This window comes from Bradyrhizobium sp. 25ACV, from assembly GCF_054863005.1.
On record NZ_JAVAYO010000002.1, the window covers coordinates 428,705 to 445,818 of the forward strand.

11 protein-coding genes and 4 pseudogenes are annotated in these 17,114 nt (G+C 58.7%); 13 read left to right on the top strand and 2 right to left on the bottom strand.

Features of this window, described 5'->3' with window-relative positions:
• The first annotated feature begins 271 nt into the window (after positions 1 to 271).
• From RAD04_RS05785 to RAD04_RS05810, 6 genes and pseudogenes are all read left to right on the top strand, one after another.
• Positions 272 to 1,515 (top strand): annotated as a pseudogene (locus RAD04_RS05785) (amidase).
• A 350-nt stretch (positions 1,516 to 1,865) separates the two neighbouring features.
• Positions 1,866 to 1,982: pseudogene (locus tag RAD04_RS05790) on the top strand (hypothetical protein); the annotation flags it as partial.
• 186 nt (positions 1,983 to 2,168) lie between these two features.
• Positions 2,169 to 2,864 (top strand): aspartate/glutamate racemase family protein, encoded by a 696-nt coding sequence (locus RAD04_RS05795; RefSeq protein ID WP_461622977.1) that lies wholly within the window; start codon positions 2,169 to 2,171, stop codon positions 2,862 to 2,864.
• Positions 2,865 to 3,873: 1,009 nt separating this feature from the next.
• Positions 3,874 to 4,977 carry an ABC transporter substrate-binding protein gene (locus tag RAD04_RS05800; protein WP_461623181.1) on the top strand — a complete coding sequence of 368 codons (1,104 nt, stop codon included), beginning with the start codon at positions 3,874 to 3,876 and terminating at the stop codon, positions 4,975 to 4,977.
• 160 nt (positions 4,978 to 5,137) lie between these two features.
• The gene (locus RAD04_RS05805) at positions 5,138 to 6,229 is read left to right on the top strand and encodes an ABC transporter ATP-binding protein (RefSeq protein ID WP_461623182.1); all 1,092 of its coding nucleotides are present in this window, start codon (positions 5,138 to 5,140) and stop codon (positions 6,227 to 6,229) included.
• Positions 6,230 to 6,243: 14 nt separating this feature from the next.
• The gene (locus tag RAD04_RS05810; protein WP_461622978.1) at positions 6,244 to 8,022 is read left to right on the top strand and encodes an ABC transporter permease subunit; all 1,779 of its coding nucleotides are present in this window, start codon (positions 6,244 to 6,246) and stop codon (positions 8,020 to 8,022) included.
• Positions 8,023 to 9,947: 1,925 nt separating this feature from the next.
• Here the strand turns inward: RAD04_RS05810 and RAD04_RS05815 are convergent.
• Positions 9,948 to 10,979 (bottom strand): NAD(P)-dependent oxidoreductase, encoded by a 1,032-nt coding sequence (locus RAD04_RS05815; protein WP_461622979.1) that lies wholly within the window; start codon positions 10,977 to 10,979, stop codon positions 9,948 to 9,950.
• Between the two features lie 398 nt (positions 10,980 to 11,377).
• On the opposite strand from RAD04_RS05815, the pseudogene RAD04_RS05820 reads away from it, so the two are divergent.
• The 5 genes and pseudogenes from RAD04_RS05820 to RAD04_RS05840 form a co-directional block, all read left to right on the top strand.
• A pseudogene (locus tag RAD04_RS05820) lies at positions 11,378 to 11,533 on the top strand (IS5/IS1182 family transposase); the annotation flags it as partial.
• A 74-nt stretch (positions 11,534 to 11,607) separates the two neighbouring features.
• A pseudogene (locus tag RAD04_RS05825) lies at positions 11,608 to 12,810 on the top strand (IS701 family transposase).
• A 692-nt stretch (positions 12,811 to 13,502) separates the two neighbouring features.
• Positions 13,503 to 13,634: a hypothetical protein gene (locus RAD04_RS05830; RefSeq protein ID WP_461622980.1), complete on the top strand. Its 132-nt coding sequence runs from the start codon at positions 13,503 to 13,505 to the stop codon at positions 13,632 to 13,634.
• Positions 13,631 to 13,948, top strand: coding sequence for a reverse transcriptase domain-containing protein (locus RAD04_RS05835; RefSeq protein WP_461622981.1), 318 nt, complete (start codon positions 13,631 to 13,633; stop codon positions 13,946 to 13,948). The genes RAD04_RS05830 and RAD04_RS05835 overlap by 4 nt, the downstream gene beginning before the upstream one ends.
• Positions 13,945 to 14,097 (top strand): hypothetical protein, encoded by a 153-nt coding sequence (locus tag RAD04_RS05840; RefSeq protein WP_461622982.1) that lies wholly within the window; start codon positions 13,945 to 13,947, stop codon positions 14,095 to 14,097. Before RAD04_RS05835 ends, RAD04_RS05840 begins: the two co-directional genes overlap by 4 nt.
• A 189-nt stretch (positions 14,098 to 14,286) precedes the next feature.
• On the opposite strand, the gene RAD04_RS05845 is transcribed toward RAD04_RS05840, so the two are convergent.
• The gene (locus RAD04_RS05845; RefSeq protein WP_461622983.1) at positions 14,287 to 14,502 is read right to left on the bottom strand and encodes a hypothetical protein; all 216 of its coding nucleotides are present in this window, start codon (positions 14,500 to 14,502) and stop codon (positions 14,287 to 14,289) included.
• A gap of 35 nt (positions 14,503 to 14,537) precedes the next feature.
• On the opposite strand from RAD04_RS05845, the gene RAD04_RS05850 reads away from it, so the two are divergent.
• Both RAD04_RS05850 and RAD04_RS05855 read left to right on the top strand, forming a co-directional pair.
• Positions 14,538 to 15,704, top strand: coding sequence for a DUF2817 domain-containing protein (locus tag RAD04_RS05850; RefSeq protein WP_461622984.1), 1,167 nt, complete (start codon positions 14,538 to 14,540; stop codon positions 15,702 to 15,704).
• Positions 15,701 to 16,852 carry a M24 family metallopeptidase gene (locus RAD04_RS05855; RefSeq protein ID WP_461622985.1) on the top strand — a complete coding sequence of 384 codons (1,152 nt, stop codon included), beginning with the start codon at positions 15,701 to 15,703 and terminating at the stop codon, positions 16,850 to 16,852. The genes RAD04_RS05850 and RAD04_RS05855 overlap by 4 nt, the downstream gene beginning before the upstream one ends.
• Positions 16,853 to 17,114: the final 262 nt, after the last annotated feature.

Here is a 17,114-nt window from a genome sequence, read left to right on the forward strand (position 1 = left end):
GGAAGATACAATGGCCAGTTTATCGGAAGATATCCGATCGCTTTATAGGAAAAGCGATGCGCTCGCACTTTCGGATATTGTGAAACGAAAAGAGGTGAAGCCCTCGGAGCTCATGGAAAGCGCTCGCCGCAGCTGAAGAGTTCAATCCTGCGCTCAATGCGGTGGTCAACATTAACTATTCCGACGCTCGAACACGTGCAGAGCAGTGCGATCCCACGGGACCATTTGCGGGCATACCTTTTTTTTTCTGGCGAAGAATCTGGGTGTAAGCGTGGCCGGTCTACGGACCACCAACGGTTCGCACTTTTTCCATCGATACGCACGGCCGGCTTCCGACGACAGTGAGGTCATTCGACGAACCCGCCAGGCAGGGCTGATTCCGTTTGGGAATACGAACGTGCCGGAATGGGGAGCGTCCCTGACGACTGAATCAAAACGCATGGCCCTTCGCGGAATCCATGGCATAAAGACTTTTCCACCGGCGGTTCAAGTGGCGGTTCGGCAGCCGCGGTCGCGGCGCGAATCGTGCCAATCGCCGGCGCGAGCGATCGGCGCGGCTCGATCCGTTTGCCAGCGAGCGCATGCGGGCTCGTCGGTCTGAAGCCGTCCCGCGGGCGCGTCCCTGTATGTCCGGACGCGGACCGCGCCCATGGGAGTTCGGTGCTTGGCTGCGTCTCGCGCACCGTTCGGGATACCGCTGCCTACCTCGACGCGGTCAGCGGCTGGTGTGACGGCGACCCCTATACACCCCCGACACCCAATGCATCATTCCTCCAGTTGTCGTCGCAGGACCCACGGCGGTTGCACATTGGATTTACCACCTCCTTGCCATTCGGATACAAACTCGATGGCGAGGTTGCAACATCGGTTGCAGATACAGCGCGCATGCTCGAGAGAATGGGCCACGATGTCCAGCCATACGACCTCACGTTCGACATTGAGGCTTGCTGCCGGGCCAACCTGCGCATCATAGCCGTGCAAGCAGCACTCCAATTCCAAAAGGCCGAGGCGGAATTCGGTGTAACATTGGGGGGCAACGACGAAGAGCCATGGATCAGAACCTGCATGCAGAAGACTAAGAGCATCGATGCTGTTATGCATGCAATGGACATTGATCTCATTCGACCTGCTGGTCGTGATATCGCCTCCAAGTTGGCTCGGTTTGACGCTTTCCTATGCCCGGTTTATCCGCAGCGCCTGTTCCGCATAGGCGAATGGGGGCCTTTGTATGACGCGGAATCCGATTCTGGAAAAATTGCGCTGCTCGCGTTTCTCTTCCCCGTCAATGTAAGTGGACTGCTAGCCATTTCGTTACCCGTTCATGAATCACAGGACGGACTTCCGATGGGCGTGCAATTGGTCGGCCGCTATGGTGACGAAGCCACGCTGCTCAGCGTCGCGAATGTCTTGGAAAGACAAGTGCGCTGGGATGAGCGGCTCCCGCCCATCCTCACTACGCAAGTCCAAGTCCACCGGCAACACAGATCTCCGGGACTCGGGAGCCGGGACAGATGAAACAGAGGAATTGCCGCCTAGGACACTCGTTGGACTAAAGGATCGAATGATGCGGAGGTCGCGAGGATCCGCGCCGACGCGTTCAGCCTCCGCGATCTGATCGGCAATGACAAAGAACGGCGACGTTCAGGTGGGGCACTTCATCCCTGAGGCACCTTCATGTCGCCCCTCATAGAGCTTTGCCGGACGGCCTGATCCGCTCCCGGTGCAGGGGACGCCGTTGGACAGACCGATGTCACGGGTGCGTTGCCACTTCCTGCGCCGTCGACTTGATCGAAGCGGCCAGGACCGTGCCTAGGCGGGCAAGTGGAGGAGCAGGCCCATCGGTCGGGCTTTAAGGCGTTGAGCCGGCACGTGTCGTATTGATCGGTGGCAGCGTCGCCGGGAGCCGCGCCGCCCTCATGACGGCAGCGCTCGGTGCGAATGCGTTGTACTTCACCGTCGTTGCTCCGCTTGCGTTAGTCTAGCTCAACGTTCGCGAGCCCCGCACGCTGTTTCAGCAACTGTGCTACAAGGCTGATCGCGTGGAACCTTCGCACCGATCCAATCCGGCGCAGAATTTCAAACGTGCTGCGCTGAAATTGAGAGATTTCGGGCTCAAAACCCCGCTACAGTTCATAGCGTTCGCAGTTTCAGCAACCCGGAATTCCAAAATGGCCTCGCAGACCCCGCGCTCTCTTGGAGTTCTGAACCTCGAATCGGGAGTGTCGGTCTGGAAGCCGAGGCTTGGATCTATAACGAATCCTTCCACGTTTGGCTTCCCAGTCGTCGTAGAAACGGTCGAGGGGGCTTGGGCGGATGTCGTCATCCGCGGCGATCGAGCGCTTGCGCCGGCCTGCATCGCAGCTGCCCAGCGCTTGGTCGAACGTGGCGCCGCCGTAGTAAGTGCAAACTGCGGCTTCTTTATCCGCCATCAGGCGGCGGTCGCCGCCTCGGTAAACGTACCTGTGGCGTTGTCGAGCCTGCTGCTGGTACCGACGTTACTCCGCCAACTGCCGCCCGCCGCCAAGCTCGCCGTCGTAACCGCCGATTCAACGAACTTCAGCGAAGATCTTCTGGGAGTCGCCAATCCGGCTGATCGGGCCAGGGTGGTGGTCGGCGGCATCGAAGGCGGTAAATTGTTGCAGAATGAGATGCAGCGCCCGCCGGTGCCGACTGAGGACGCTGAGATTGAGGCAGATGTTGCCGCATGCGTCGCGCGGCTCCGCGCCGCTCACCCGGAAATCGCGGCGCTTCTGTTCGAATGCACCGCATTCCCACGGATAACGTCAGCGATTCGTCGTTTTACAGGACTGCCCATCTACGACATTACGACCCTCTGCCGGATGACGTTCGCGTCGGTCGTCTGACGGCGTCATTGGGTGTCGCGGAAGCACTGCAGTGCTTGCTTGAAGAAGTCGAGTCGATGATATTGGACGGCGACACGCTGCGCATTTCAGTGGACGACCGCCTCGCCAGCGCCTGGCATGGGAGGGCCTCGTGCAACTCTTGGCGGGTTGGAATCTGGTGAAAGAGCACGCGAGTATCGGCGTCGTCGTACTCACGTCAATCGGCTAGGACTCCAGCACCGTTATGCCCCTGAGATACATGCTCGGGGGACCTGGACCCGCGACGGAAGCGGCAGCACGTTCGCGGGCATTGTACATGCGTTGTACGCCTGCCGTCGCTGACCTTCGTCCTGAAAAGCCGCGTGGAGTGAAGCGAGACCATGGGCGGTTGCGTCTGATTTCCGCAATCGCGTGCCGCGCGCTGGTCAGCCGAAATGCATTTCGATTCGTCGACGCCATTGTGCATCGCTGAGCCACATGTCGCCAGTCAGCTGGCACGTCTTGTGGAAGTTGCGGCCAATACGATGAGTGTTTCCGATGCGCGTGAGGATTTAACTAGCCTGGTTGACGGACGCGTGTGCGCTCTCGGTCACGCCGCGGGTGAACCGATCACGCCCGACTCATGCGGTTGCACAGGATTCTATAAAACCTTGACAGAGGTGGCAGCCAGATCGTCGTCTTCGATGTTTGCTTTCTCACAGCGCCCGCGGCGCAGCCGGACAGTTATACCAAACGGAGGTTGCCAAAAAAAGTGCTCGTTGCCGGCTCCCAAATTATCGACAACCACCGGTCGCGGCTGCGGACTGATCCTCGATGGGGTTGTGTAAGCGTTAGATACAGAGCGAGGCACAGCACGCGGCTTAACGGCGACGCGTGAAGACCGCGCTGGTCGAAAACCTTCACATATCGCGATCTGGCGCCCACTTTCGATAGTACGCGGCCCTACATCGAAGAAATTCCTCTTCAGGAGGCGGTAATGAGAAACGAAAGCAAAGTTTCCGTCGACGAACTCACGAAATGGGAGGGGATAATGAGCCGTTTATTGAACCGCAGGCGTTTCATGCTGGCAGGGTCTTCCGCTATGGCGGCTGGCGCGCTGTCTTTGTCTAGCCGCGCTTCGGCACAATCATCCGGTGCGCTAAGGGTGCAGGTGAACGGTGGCGATTTTGGTAAAGCCGTCATCGAAGCTTATGTGAAGCCTTTTGAAGCCGAGACCGGAATCAAGGTGACTCCGATCACCCAAGATGTCCCCACAGCTCAGATCGCGATGATGGTAAAATCGAAGAACGTCACGATCGACGTGTCCTCATCCAGCTCAGTGCCGACGCTTGTCAATCTAGTTAAGGACGGCCTCCTCGAGGACATCGACTACACGATCTATAAAAAGGATGAGCTGGCGGGAATCCCGGACTACTGCAAGCAGCCATACGGTGTGGCCAGCTATATGTATTCCTACAATATGGTCTACAACACCAATAAGTTTCCGACTGGCAAGCCGCGGCCCGCCAGCTGGGCCGATTTCTGGGACGTCAAGAAGTTTCCTGGTGTCCGCTCGCTCTTCTCCGGTCAATACGGAACTGTAGGCCCCTGGGAGGAAGCCCTTTTGGCCGACGGCGTGCCTATGGATGCGCTCTATCCGATGGATGTCGACCGCATTTTCGCTAGCTTGGACAAAATAAAGCCGCATATCGTCAAATGGTGGACGAACGGGTCTGAGATACAACAGATCATGCGCGATAACGTAGCTGATATCGTGGAATCGTATGACGGGCGGGCTCTTCTTCTAATTGATCAGGGGTCTCCGATCGAGATCAGTCGGAATCAGGCTAGGCTGACCTGGGACTATTGGTTCATCCCAAAGGGCAGCCCGAATGCGCAAAACGCCCAGAAGTTCATCGAATTCATAACCCGCGCCGATCGCCAGGCGGCCTTCGCGCAGGTGTACCCCCAAGCTCCCAGCAACCGCAACGCTTTCAAGTTGATACCGGAGAAGGTGGCCCGGAAGCTTTGTACCTATCCTGACTACATGGCAACTAGCTACCCTATCAATCCGAATTGGTACGTCGAAACCGGATCGGACGGCCTGACGAATGCCCAGCGGTTACTCCAGCGCTGGAACAAGTGGATTCTGTAGGTCGCTAGATGGTTCTCGGCGGGGCGACGACAATTTCCCGCCCTTGCTAATCGGCTCCAGAGTACATGTGGAGAAGTTGGTCCGGCGGCCAGTCTCGCACGCTGGCTCGCCGACTTTGGTTGTTCGTGCAATAGCGTCATTCTGGAGTCCAGCAGTGGATATGTATGTTCAAGGTGCCGTCCTGCTTACCAAGGGTGAAACGGTGGAGAAGAGTTTCGTTTCCGCGCAGATTGAATTCCGTAGCGTCACCAAAATGTACGGTGCGATCGCTGCGGTTAAGGACTTGTCACTGACGGTCCGGCGCGGCGAATTTCTAACTATTCTTGGTCCAAGCGGTTCAGGTAAGACCACCGCTCTGATGCTGCTCGCCGGGTTTGTCGCGCCCAGTGAGGGTGACATCCTGATCGCCGGAAAATCGGTCGCCGCAGTGCCGTCCTACCGGCGCGACCAAGGCATCGTCTTCCAGAGTTATGCGCTGTTTCCGCATCTTACGGTGCGCCGAAACTTGGAATTTCCGCTCGAAATGCGTGGCGTAAAGGCCGCCGAGAGGGCGGCACGGGTTGAACGAATGCTCGAGCGCGTGCACCTCTCCGAGCTCGGCGACCGCATGCCGTCGCAATTGAGCGGCGGCCAGCAACAGCGGGTGGCGCTTGCCCGCGCGCTGATTGCCGATCCGCCGATCCTCCTGCTCGACGAGCCGCTCGGCGCGCTGGATCGCAACCTTCGCGACCAGATGCAAGGCGAGGTCAAGCGCCTGCACAAGGAGTTCGGCAAGACCACAATATGCGTCACTCACGATCAGGAGGAGGCGCTCACGCTGTCGGATCGCATCGTCGTCATGCGTGCTGGGCAGATAGAGCAGACCGACACGCCCGAAGCCCTGTACGACCGACCTGCGACACGTTTCGTAGCGAATTTCCTGGGCGAGGCTAACATCTTCGAAGGTCTCGGTTTCAAGCTCGACTTCGATGCTCCGCAGCCTGCGGGCACAGTGGCCATGATCCGGCCGGAACGCATCTGCGTCGCCGCTCTGGCGGCGCCGAAGCGCACTGATGCGGGCCGGCGTCAATACGTTACTGGCACCGTGGAAGATATGATCTATGCGGGCCCGCTCCGGAAGTACCATGTGCGCGTCGGGGACGGAATCCTTGTGGTGCGCGAGCACGTTGCCCCAGCGCAGCAGACCTTCCAGCTCGGGGAGCAGGTGCGGCTCGATTGGTTGCGGTCCGACCTCCGCTTGGTCGCGTGCTGAAAGACGGACCGCAGATGAAAACGCTTCAAAAACTTGGTCGAATGCCCATCCTGCTCACGGTCCCGGCCTTAGCAATCCTGCTGGTGGTCTTCGGCATACCAATCATTGAGCTGTTCCTGTCCAGCCTCAACGCGCCCTCCCTCTCGATCGTCAACTATCAGGCGTTTTTTGCTCAGAGGGCGAACGTCCTCATCGTCTTGCAAACCATCGAGATAAGTGTCGTGGCCACGGCCATCTGCTTCATCATCGGCTACCCCACGGCCTATCTCATCGTGGCCGCCTCAACGCGCCTCCGCATGATGCTCATCGTGCTCGTTCTCATTCCGTATCTGACCAGCGGGTTAGCGCGGACCTACGCCTGGGTCGTAATTCTCGGCGGTAAAGGCCTGATCAATAATCTGCTGCTCGAACTCGGGCTGATTTCTAGTCCGCTGTCCCTTATTTACAATCGCCTTGCCGTCTATATCGGCATGGTCCACATCATGCTGCCGATGATGATTCTGCCGCTGGTCAGCACTATGCAGGGTATCGACAAATCCTTGATGGCGGCAGCCCGTAGTATGGGCGCGCGGCCTCTTACCGCCTTCTGGCGCGTCTTCTTCCAGCTCAGCCTGCCAGGCGTGCGAAGTGGCTCGCTGCTGGTCTTTGTGATCTGTCTCGGCTTCTACGTCACGCCTGCCGCCCTTGGGGGACTGAGCGACGCTATGCTCTCGACCTTTATTGAGGGACAGGTCGAGAATTCCTTTAACATCGCACAGATCGCCACCTCAGCGTTCATCCTTCTGGGGATTGCCGGGATCGTGCTCAGCGTGTTCGGGCTGGATCTTTCCGGCAAAGAGGGCCTTGCAGCACAACCAGTGCGGAAATCTGGACTTAGCGGGCGACAGCCATTCGGCGTGCTGACACGCAATCTCAATAAGATTGCTACGCCCTATAGGGCGCGGCGCTGGATGACCCAGCTATATCAGGCTGGGGGCAACAGCAGTTGGTCGGACATCGCCGGCACTATATTTGTCGTACTCGTTCTGGTGTTTTTGCTGTTTCCCGAACTTGTCGTCATCACCATGTCCTTCAGCGCTGGGGCATTTCTGGAATTCCCGCCCTCGGGCTTTTCGCTGCAATGGTACCGCTCGTTCTTCGACGATCCGTCCTGGATCGGCGCGCTCTGGACCAGCGTTCAAATTGGAATCGCTGTCACCATCCTTTCGACCATTGTTGGAACTCTCGCGGCCTACGGCCTAAGCCGCACTTTCGCGCGAGTCCGAGGGATCCTCACCTTGTTGATCCTGACGCCGATCACTTTTCCGATTATCGTTGTCGGCGTCGCGACTTATTTGGCGTCGATTAAACTCGGAATGATCGGCACGACCGTCGGCGTCGTCCTAGCGCACAGCATTGGATCTATCGCCTTTGTCGTCGTTGTTGTCTCGGCAACTTTAGCGAATTTCGACCGGCGGCTGGAGCAAGCGGCAAAGGGCATGCGGGCTGGGCCTTTGCGGACCTTTACGAGGGTGACGCTCCCACTGATACGGCCGGGTATCCTCGGGGCCGCCGTGCTCGCGTTCCTCCACTCCTTCGACGAGGTCGTCGTGACGTCTCTGGTGAACGGTTTCTCGATCTATACGCTGCCGCTGAAGATGTGGCAAAACATCCGCAACCAGATCGATCCGACGATTGCCGCGGTTGCGTCGCTGCTGACGCTACTGCCCGTGCTCTGGCTAATCGTCCTTTATGTCACCTTGTGGCGGTCAAGGCCGGGCGCTCAGCATGGCTTCTCAGGTCCCCCTACTTGAGCTGCGAGCTGTCGAGTTGGCCGCCTCCGATCGATCCTGCGATCAGCCACGATCTTTCGCCGCGACTTGAGACCGGCACTGGAAAATGCAGAACGCTTCGTCACGAAGGGCTCAGAGGCGAGGGCCGCCTACAGCGGCCAGCTTGCTGAAACCGAGCTCGCGCATTCGCCTCCCAAGACAAGCGTTATCCAGTGTAGCGGTACTAACGCTTGGACCCGTATGCGGGTTCCGACTATGGCCGGTGTCACAGAAGAGCTTCCCGATGCAGTTCTGACCGCTGATCTCGGAACAGACGCCTATCGGGCCGGCAGCCGCGTATCGCAAGATTTCGGCGGCGGACCACCCCATGTTTCAGAATTTGGGCCTCGAAAATCTCATACTCTTTTGTGTGAAGCGACACGAGAATCACCAAGCAGCTATTCAGGACGAGATGCTTATGACTACCTTCACAAAAGTAACCCTTTTCACTGATACGGACGGTCGCGCGCGTTTCCTAGACCACACTTGCAGCTGACGTCACTCGTCCCATGCAAGAGTTATCAGCTGCGCCATAGCCCCGTGGGCTTCATCTATGATTTTCATTGCAGTGATCCGGTTTGGGTTATCATTCTCGGAGGGCAGATGGAGATTTCGCTGCAGGATGGGAGTTCTCGTCTATTCAAGCCGGCCGATTGTTTCTACGCCGCTGACGTGCTACCCGTCGGTGCGACTTTCGACGAAAAGGTGCATGGACGCCGGTCGAGACAAGTCGGTCCAGATCCCCTGGTCACGCTCTTCGTGCACGTCTAAATCAACGTACAATCTGTGACGCAAACAGGTTGATCGTCCACATTGGGCGGCGTCGAGTGAAGTCGGACATGCGTTTGGCAGATGATCTTACTTTTTTTGTTGACCCACTCCTATAGAGTGGCGTCGGCGGTCAGGCGGGAACGGTAATCCTCCGGCCCGCCACGTCGCCCCTCTTTATGGCATGTCGCCTCCAACCTCCGGACCGGGCGTATCGGCTATCAACCGCGACACCCGAGATCGACCTCGCATCACCATGCGGGATTAGCTTTCCATGCTGATCGCCCCGGATATCCGGTCATCGGGAGCTCGCTGACTAGCCCTCGGTCTGTTCGTTGGACGAAGTCGGGACGCCGGCGGCGTGAACCGCGACGATGTTTTGTCGCTCACCGTTGGCGAAGGATGCGACTGGGCTGCCACTGGCCCGCTCCAGCCATTCGCGCATGCCGACGCGGCGCATCTCATGGGACGCAATGATGATCTCTGCGCTTCGAGGAGGCGGTACGCCGTCCTCGATGGCGGCAATCGTGACGGGTTCAGACGGTGAGGCTGTCTCTCGATCGGGTCATGCGCCGCGCGGTAGGTCCAGGGCGGTGCTGTCAGCGCCTCGCCTTGGCAGCACGGGCCGCCAGCGGCCTCTTCGGCCACCACTCGGGCTCATTCCTTGAAGCCATGGTTGCGGAGATCCCGCTAGAGCCGGGCGGTGTTGCGCTTGCCGGCTCCCGATTTGTACTTCGATCCAGGGCAGATACACCTGCTGCGATCTTTACCCCGCGTCTGAACACGTCCGATCGTTTGCCGCGCCATTCCTGTTATGAGCGACCAGCAGCCCATGCGGCGCCCGAGGTCGTAGGCGATCGTGCCTCCCGTGGTTTCGCCGCGAGACAAAGCCGTCGGCGCCGATCGCGGCGACAATCAGTCGGCGTGCGGGACAGAGACGTACCACTTGCGGTGGCATCTCGGTGCTGACCGCACCGTCAGCCGTGCGGTCAGCTATCGGAGCCGGTGCGGCCGCACCCCAAGCGAGACCAAACTGTTCAACGATGTGATCTAGGCGCTCCGTTGGCTTCAGTAAGGCGCGCCGTCCAGGAAGTCAGCGACGCGAAGACCGCCGCGTTGCTTTTTTAGCGCAGAGCACTTTAGTACCCCAGCTCTAGGTTCACCTCTCGCGTCAGCGGCTTTCCCGTTGCAAACTCCACTAAGTTTTCAGTCCCCCACTGAATATACCGTTCCAGCGTTCCATCCACATTGTGCGATTGATCAAGGGATGCTGTGACATTCGGAAGCTTCAACATTTCGAGGCGAGGACCACCGGCGGGGGGGAAGGTCCGCCCGAATTCGTACCGCCACCAAACATCCGCTGCGAAGCCGCGCAATCGACCGGATGTCAACGCATCGTAGAGAGGTTTCTCCTGAACCGTCCTTGCCCGGGCGATGTTAATCAGGAAGGCGGACGGCTTTAGTGCGGCCAATTCAGCCTCGCCAAAGAAGTGGTAGGTCTCAGTTGTGTTCGGAGCGGCCAAGACCACATAATCGCACTGCGAAAGCACGGAGTGCAATTCGTCCGGACCATGCATAGAATCGACATGCTCTGCCGATCGGTCTTTGTGGCGGCGTACGCCGAGAACCCGCATGTCAAATGCCTTTGCACGCTTGGCGACAAGGCTTCCGATGCTTCCAACACCGATGATCCCGATGGTGCGGCCGCTGAGCATGGCCCCACGATACTCATCCGCAAATAGAGGAAAGAACTTGTGGTTCACTCGCGCTGCTTCGTGCTTAACGAGTGTCTTCTTCGCTAGCGCAAGCACGAACATCATCGCTTGCTCCGCAACCGCTACTGCGTTTGCGCCGCGAACATTAGTAATCTTGAAGCCGCGCTGCTTCGCCAGCGCGAGCACGCCCATCTCGCGTAGATCATCCACGCCGGAGTGCATCCAGGACAGCATCTTCAGCTTAGTTGCCCTCTCCAAAATATCTCCATACGGGATGGTCCAGCCGATGATCGCGTCTGCTTCGGAAATGTGAGGCGCTAGATCTTCGGAGGTGCACTCAAAACGGGAAAAGCTTTCTCCCTTTATCGTCACAACTTCTGTGCCGCGCGGCATTGCGTCCTTGATGTATTTAACTTCGTGTTCGGTCGCATGCCACGCACAAAGAACTTTCATCATCTTCTCCCTGTTGCGTATCTTCTCGCGTCGAAAGCGTTGATCTATACCGCGTTGCGCGGCAGGACGTCCCCGATTAGGTGGGACGATGGAGTGAATTGCTGCGTGGATAATCCATTCGCCGAGGGAAATCGGCGGAAGGCGCGCTTTTCGAGCAGATCCGCCGGCTTGTGTGGCCGCCGGTTCAGCTGCGATAGAGATCCTCGACGAGAGATGGCCTCGGTTGCCTGGGGCGTGTCGTGTGGCGACGTGTTCCCGAGTGAGTCTGAACCTCACGACCACCCTGAGGGGCAGCGAGTCTACGAAGAGTGTGGGGATGCTCTCTTCCCTCGCTAATTTCCGCGCCAGCATCGACGACATCCACTTGCGTATGGTTGGTCGACAGAGTGACCCTCCACAGCTTCAGCAAACGCGCCTACAAAGGGCGCAATGTTATCGAGCGCTGTTTCTGGCGGCTCAAGGACTTCAGGCGTGTCGCAACTCGCTACGACAAACTTGCCAGAAACTTCCAGGCTGCCGTCCACTTCGCCGCCATCGTCGCCTATTGGATCAATTGAGTCTGAACCCTAGCACTACTTTGGCAGTTTTGTCGGTCTGGTGAGCCTATCAGGATTCCCGAATCGATTTTTCAATGATTCATAGGGGGTCGGCTGTTGGAGGGCCGACCATGGGGAACGCGACATCGGATTGGGAAGACGAACTCGAACGTTGGCTGAAGCCGTTCCTGGATCGTTTGGGTCATAAGGCCCGGCGGCGGATGTGTCCGCGTTACGTTGCGGGATTGATCGGTCCTGGTGAGCGCAAAAGCATTCAGCCGATCGCGGAGCGCTTTGCAGCGGGCGATTATGATCAGTTGCACCATTTCATCGCCGACGGCGTCTGGGATGCGGCACCGCTGGAGTCAGGCTGCTCATTCAGGCCGACCGGCTCGTCGGCGGCGACGATGCGGTGCTGGTCATCGACGACACCGCAATGCCGAAGAAGGGCGAGCGCTCGGTTGGTGTCGCTGCGCAATATGCATCGAGTCTCGGCAAAACGGCGAATTGCCAAACGCTGGTGTCGCTGACGCTTGCGCGTGGTGAAGTGCCAGTGATGCTCGCATTGCGTCTCTTCCTCCCCGAGAACTGGACAAGTGATACGGCACGTTTGAAGCGCGCCGGCGTACCGGTCGAATACCGAACACCACGATCCAAGCCAGAGATCGCTCTGGCTGAGATTGATCACGTGATGGCAGCCGGTGCGGGGCCGCCCCCGCAAGCGATACATCCCGGACATTCTGTCAAGGGCAGCCGAGGACATGCTCGCCGATGCCAAGTGGCAAAACGTGAGTTGGCGAAACGGGACCAAGGGTCGATTGAAAGCCCGTTTTGCCGCCGTTCGGGTGCGGATCGCCGATGGGCCACCCCAGCGTATCAAGGACAAGGGCCAGCAGCATCTTCCCGGCGAGGAGGCCTGGCTGATCGGTGAACACAGGACTTCAGGAGAGAGGAAATACTATCTCGCCAATCTGCCGGCCGCGACAGATCTGCGCACATTGGCTGCCAAGATCAAGGCGCGATGGATCTGCGAACAGGCGCATCAGCAGTTGAAAGAGGAACTCGGGCTTGATCACTTCGAGGGGCGATCCTGGCAAGGTCTCCACCGTCACGCACTCATGACCATGATCGCTTACGCCTTCCTCCAGCATCGTCGTCTCGCACAAGCGGGGCGGAAAAAAAAGAATCAATGGACCTCCACCTCAGCCAAGCTTGCCGGCAATACGCCACGCAATCGTCGACCTCATTCTTCGACCGCCAACTCAGCCATGCCCATATTGCAAACGACGAATCCGTGAAAAACAGCGGCGCAAATAAATCTGCCAAAGTAGTGCAAGCATTACAGTTGGTGCGCCGGGAGACCGGCAAGGAGTAGGTGTGGAACTCCACTACGATGAAGGAATAGCGATCCACATCGGCCCCGAGCCGTGCGCAGGCCTCCGCGAGGATGTCGGCGAAGCGTCGGCAGGGGAGCGCATAGGCCAGCCATTGAGCCGCGAAGAATGTTTTCCGAGAGCCGACGCTGTCAACCTGAGCGGAAGGCAACACGAAGGGTGCGATATCGCGAGCGCTCAGTCGTTTCGGCATGGTCGCAGACACTGGTATGGCGGAAGCTTCTTGTACGGGAACCGGGAGATCTCTTGTGGCCAGATGCCAAGGGGAGCGCGGGACAGCAAAGCACGCACCGGACGCAGACCTGGGCTCGCGTGACCCCAGGGCGCTGGACCGCGTACGGCAAGCTGCACAAGTTAGGAAGAAAGAGCGGTTCACCGCGCTTCTCCACCATATCAACACTGACACGCTCCGATTGGCGTTCTACGCGCTCAAGCGCAAAGCAGCCCCCCGGCGTGGACGGTGTGACATGGCAGGATTTCGAGACGGACCTGGAGCCTCGGCTTGAGGATCTGCATAGTCGGGTCCATCGAGGAGCGTATCGGCCCAACCGCCACGCCGGACATATATCCCGCAGGCTGACGGCCGGGAGAGACCGTTGGCGATCGCGTCTCTGGAAAACAAAATCGTTCGGGGCGCAACCGTCATGGTGCTCAACGCCATCTATGAAGGCGACTTCGTCGGCTTCTCCTACGGGTTTCCACCTGGCCGGGGCCACATGAGGCGTTGAACGCCCTGGCGGTAGCGATCACCTCGCGGAAGGTGAACTGGATACTTGACGCCGACGTGCAAAACTTCTTCGGAAGTGTGAGCCAGGACTGGCTGGTCCGGTTTTTGAAGCACCGTATCGGCGACAAGCCTATCATCCGCCTAACCTGGAAATGGCTGAAGGCGGGCATCCTTGAAGACGGGGTCGTAACCGTGGACGACAGGGGCGCGGGGCAAGGATCGGTGATTTCGCCGCTGCACGCCAACGTTTACCTGCACTACACGCTCGATCTCTGGGCCGAACGCTGGCGACGCAAGAGGCTCACGGCGAAATGATTATCGTGCGCTATGCCGATGATCTGGCAGCCGGCTTCGAGCATGAGGACGACGCTCGCCATTTCCTTGATGCGATTCGTGAACGGTTTGAGGCATTCGCGCTGTCGCTCCACCCGGACAAGACCCGCCTGATTGAGTTCGGTCGTTAGCGGACTTCGGGGCGATCGAGCCTGCGTTCGTCGGTCAGGATTCCCATATGGCTTCGGCGACAGTTTCCGAAATGACCGGGGAGTCGAAGGAAGCCAAATCTAGCCGGCAACGAGCTGCGCATCGCTTGGGGGCCGCAGTCACATTCGAGGTTCGGGATTCTGTATGGTGGCACGAACTATAGCTGCGCTTTAAAGCCGAATAACATCGATCTCGTCGATGCCGAGCTTCTTGACGGTCGCCTCGCCGTCCGGCGCGAGATGTCGCGCGCCAGTCGGGAGCACGTAAACCACGCGGCACAGTAGTTTCGCGCAGCTTTTCGGCATCGAATACTCGAAATAAGCTCGGAAAAGACAGTTGAACTTGAAAAGATTGAAAGCCGATGGAGCCGCGGTGGCCATAAACATGTCGAATCCGAGTGGTTCGCAAGGAGCGGGGTAGAATGAATCTTGACAGCGCAAAACAGCTTGCTTCCGTTTTCTTTTCTGACAGCTATCTAGAAGCCCGGCAGAAATTCTTGGAGGCGGCGCCTAAGTCGCGAGCATACCCGTCCAGCACAAAAGGACCATCCGGTGAGGCTCTCTTCACCGATGCAGCGTATTTCGGCCGCCCCGACGCCAAGAAACTCTTGGTTCTGGTCTCTGGCACCCACGGTCCAGAAGGTTACTGCGGCTCCGCAGCCCAGCTTACATTCTTGCAAGCCAAATTCCACGAAGGTCTTCCGTCCTCGACAGCTGTGCTCTGCATTCACGCGCTGAATTGCTACGGTTTTGCATGGGATCGCCGAGTGACGGCGGAGGGGTGCGACCTCAATCGGAATTTCGTCGACTTTTCTAAGCCGCTCCCTGCGAATCCGGGTTACGAGGAGTTGCACGAGCATCTTGTTCCTGCGGACATATCACAGGAAGGCCTGCAGCGCGCCGACGCTGCGATCGCAGCGTATGGCTCGGTGCATGGCGCGCAGAAATTGCGGGAGGCTTGGACGTCCGGGCAGTATACGAGGCCTGGCGGCAGGGGGTTTGGAGGCAAGGAACCCACCGAAGCGAGGCGAACACTTGAGCGCATTGCGATGGATTTTGACGTCGCGAGCCGCGATCAGGTCGTCATTATCGATTATCACACCGGGCTCGGCCCTTACGGCTATGGGGAGCTGCAATGTGAGCAGCCGTCGGGATTGGACGGCTATGAACGCGCCGTAAAACTGTTTGGTCCCTCCGTGACATCGCCGGAAGTCGGGAACTCCTCTGGCGTTATTATTTCCGGATGCCAAGACGCGTTTTGGGAGCGTGCCCTGGGTGATCGGCACACCTACATCGCCCTCGAGTTTGGAACATTTACGCCCAACGATGTTCGTGCTCAAAATATTGGGCGCAACGAAGCCTGGTTGTTCCTGCATCGGCCAGAAGAAATCAATTCTGAACTCGGTCGCAAGATTCGGAAAGCTTCCAAACTCTACTTCTATCCGCAAAGTCCGGATTGGGAGGAGATGGTTCTATGGAGGTCACACTTGGTGCACCGACAAGCAATGGAGGCCCTGACGTCGGGAGAAGCAGCCACCCTGATCACATCGAAAGAAACGAACGCTACGACTAGTGGAGATAACGTATGAGTATTCCTTTTACTGGTGTGCCATTCCCGAAATCAGAGTACGAGCGCCGGCAACAGAAGGTGCTTCAGGCAGTGGAAAAAGCCGGTCTCGATGCGCTCTTGGTCACCGCCCACGCCCGCCTGCAGTATCTCAGCGGATACACTGGCCGTGGCGCGTACTTCGCACCGTTCCCGTTGATCCTCGCGCCGGGGCGGGCGCCGACCTATGTCGTCCGGGAGTACGAGATCCCGGCCGTACGCGCGGACTGCTGCATTGACGAGATCGTCGGCTACACCCAACAGCAGGACTTTGCCAAGGTATGCGCTGATGTCCTTCGGCGGTACGGGTTGCAGAATAAGAGGGTGGGACTCGAGCTTGGCTGCTGGAACCTGGCGCCAACGGATGTGAGTGCGCTCCAGGCGCAACTTCCCGATTTGAAGATTGTCGATGCAACTCATCTGGTTGGATCTGTGGCGGCCGTGAAAAGCGACCTGGAGTTGGAGATCCTGCGCGAAATGATGGTCTTGACCGACCTGGCTGTGCATACCTTTCACGCTTCGCTGCGCGAAGGCGTCGCCGAAGCAGAGGTGGCCGCCGCCATGAGGGACGAGGTCACCAAGGCGGGTGGTAGCTTTTCATTGACTCCCACTTTGCTGTTCGGCGAGCGGACGAAGCTGTCGCACGGCGCCGCCACGTCCAATCGGATCCGAAACAACGAGCCCGCGTTCGGGGAATTTGGGGCAGCGAAGCACGGGTACTTCGCAGGGCTGGTGCGGAGCGCCGTGCTGGGCCGCCATCCTGAGGCCGAATCTGTTCACGCCCTGGCGGAGGAGATAGTCGAGGCTGTGATTGCAGCGATCAAACCAGGGGTGACGGCCGGTTCGGTCGATGCCGCAGGGCGCAAGGTGCTTGAGCGATCCGGACGCCCGCAGGCATGGCGCCACCGGACCGGATACGTGACCGGCGTTAATTGGACGGACCGCGGTAGCCTGAGCCTGGAGCCAGGTGCGACTGATCTCCTTATGGTCGGCATGACGTTGCACATGCCGATTATCCTGTTCGGGGAGAGCGGTTACATGGTCGGAACCAGTGAGCACGTCTTGGTGACGGAGCGCGGCGCGGAGATTCTCAGCCGGACACCCCACACGCTCTATCGCGCAGATTTGTAGGGGGCATCAACATAAAGGGTTGCATTTCTGGCCGTAACCCTTGTTCTACGCGGAAACAAACGCGCGGGAAGAGATCCAGCTCCCCTAAGTTTCTTCCTTCGCGCTCCTGTTTGGCGCGTGCGGCTCCGCCGCATCGGCGATGCTCTCCCCTCCGTCAGTATTGCGGGCAGGCCGACTGGGTAACCCGCCAACATGACTCAAGCGCCGGCGCGGCGCTGAGGCGAGGAGGCTACGCGACCGGCACCGACAAGTGGCTGTGCTG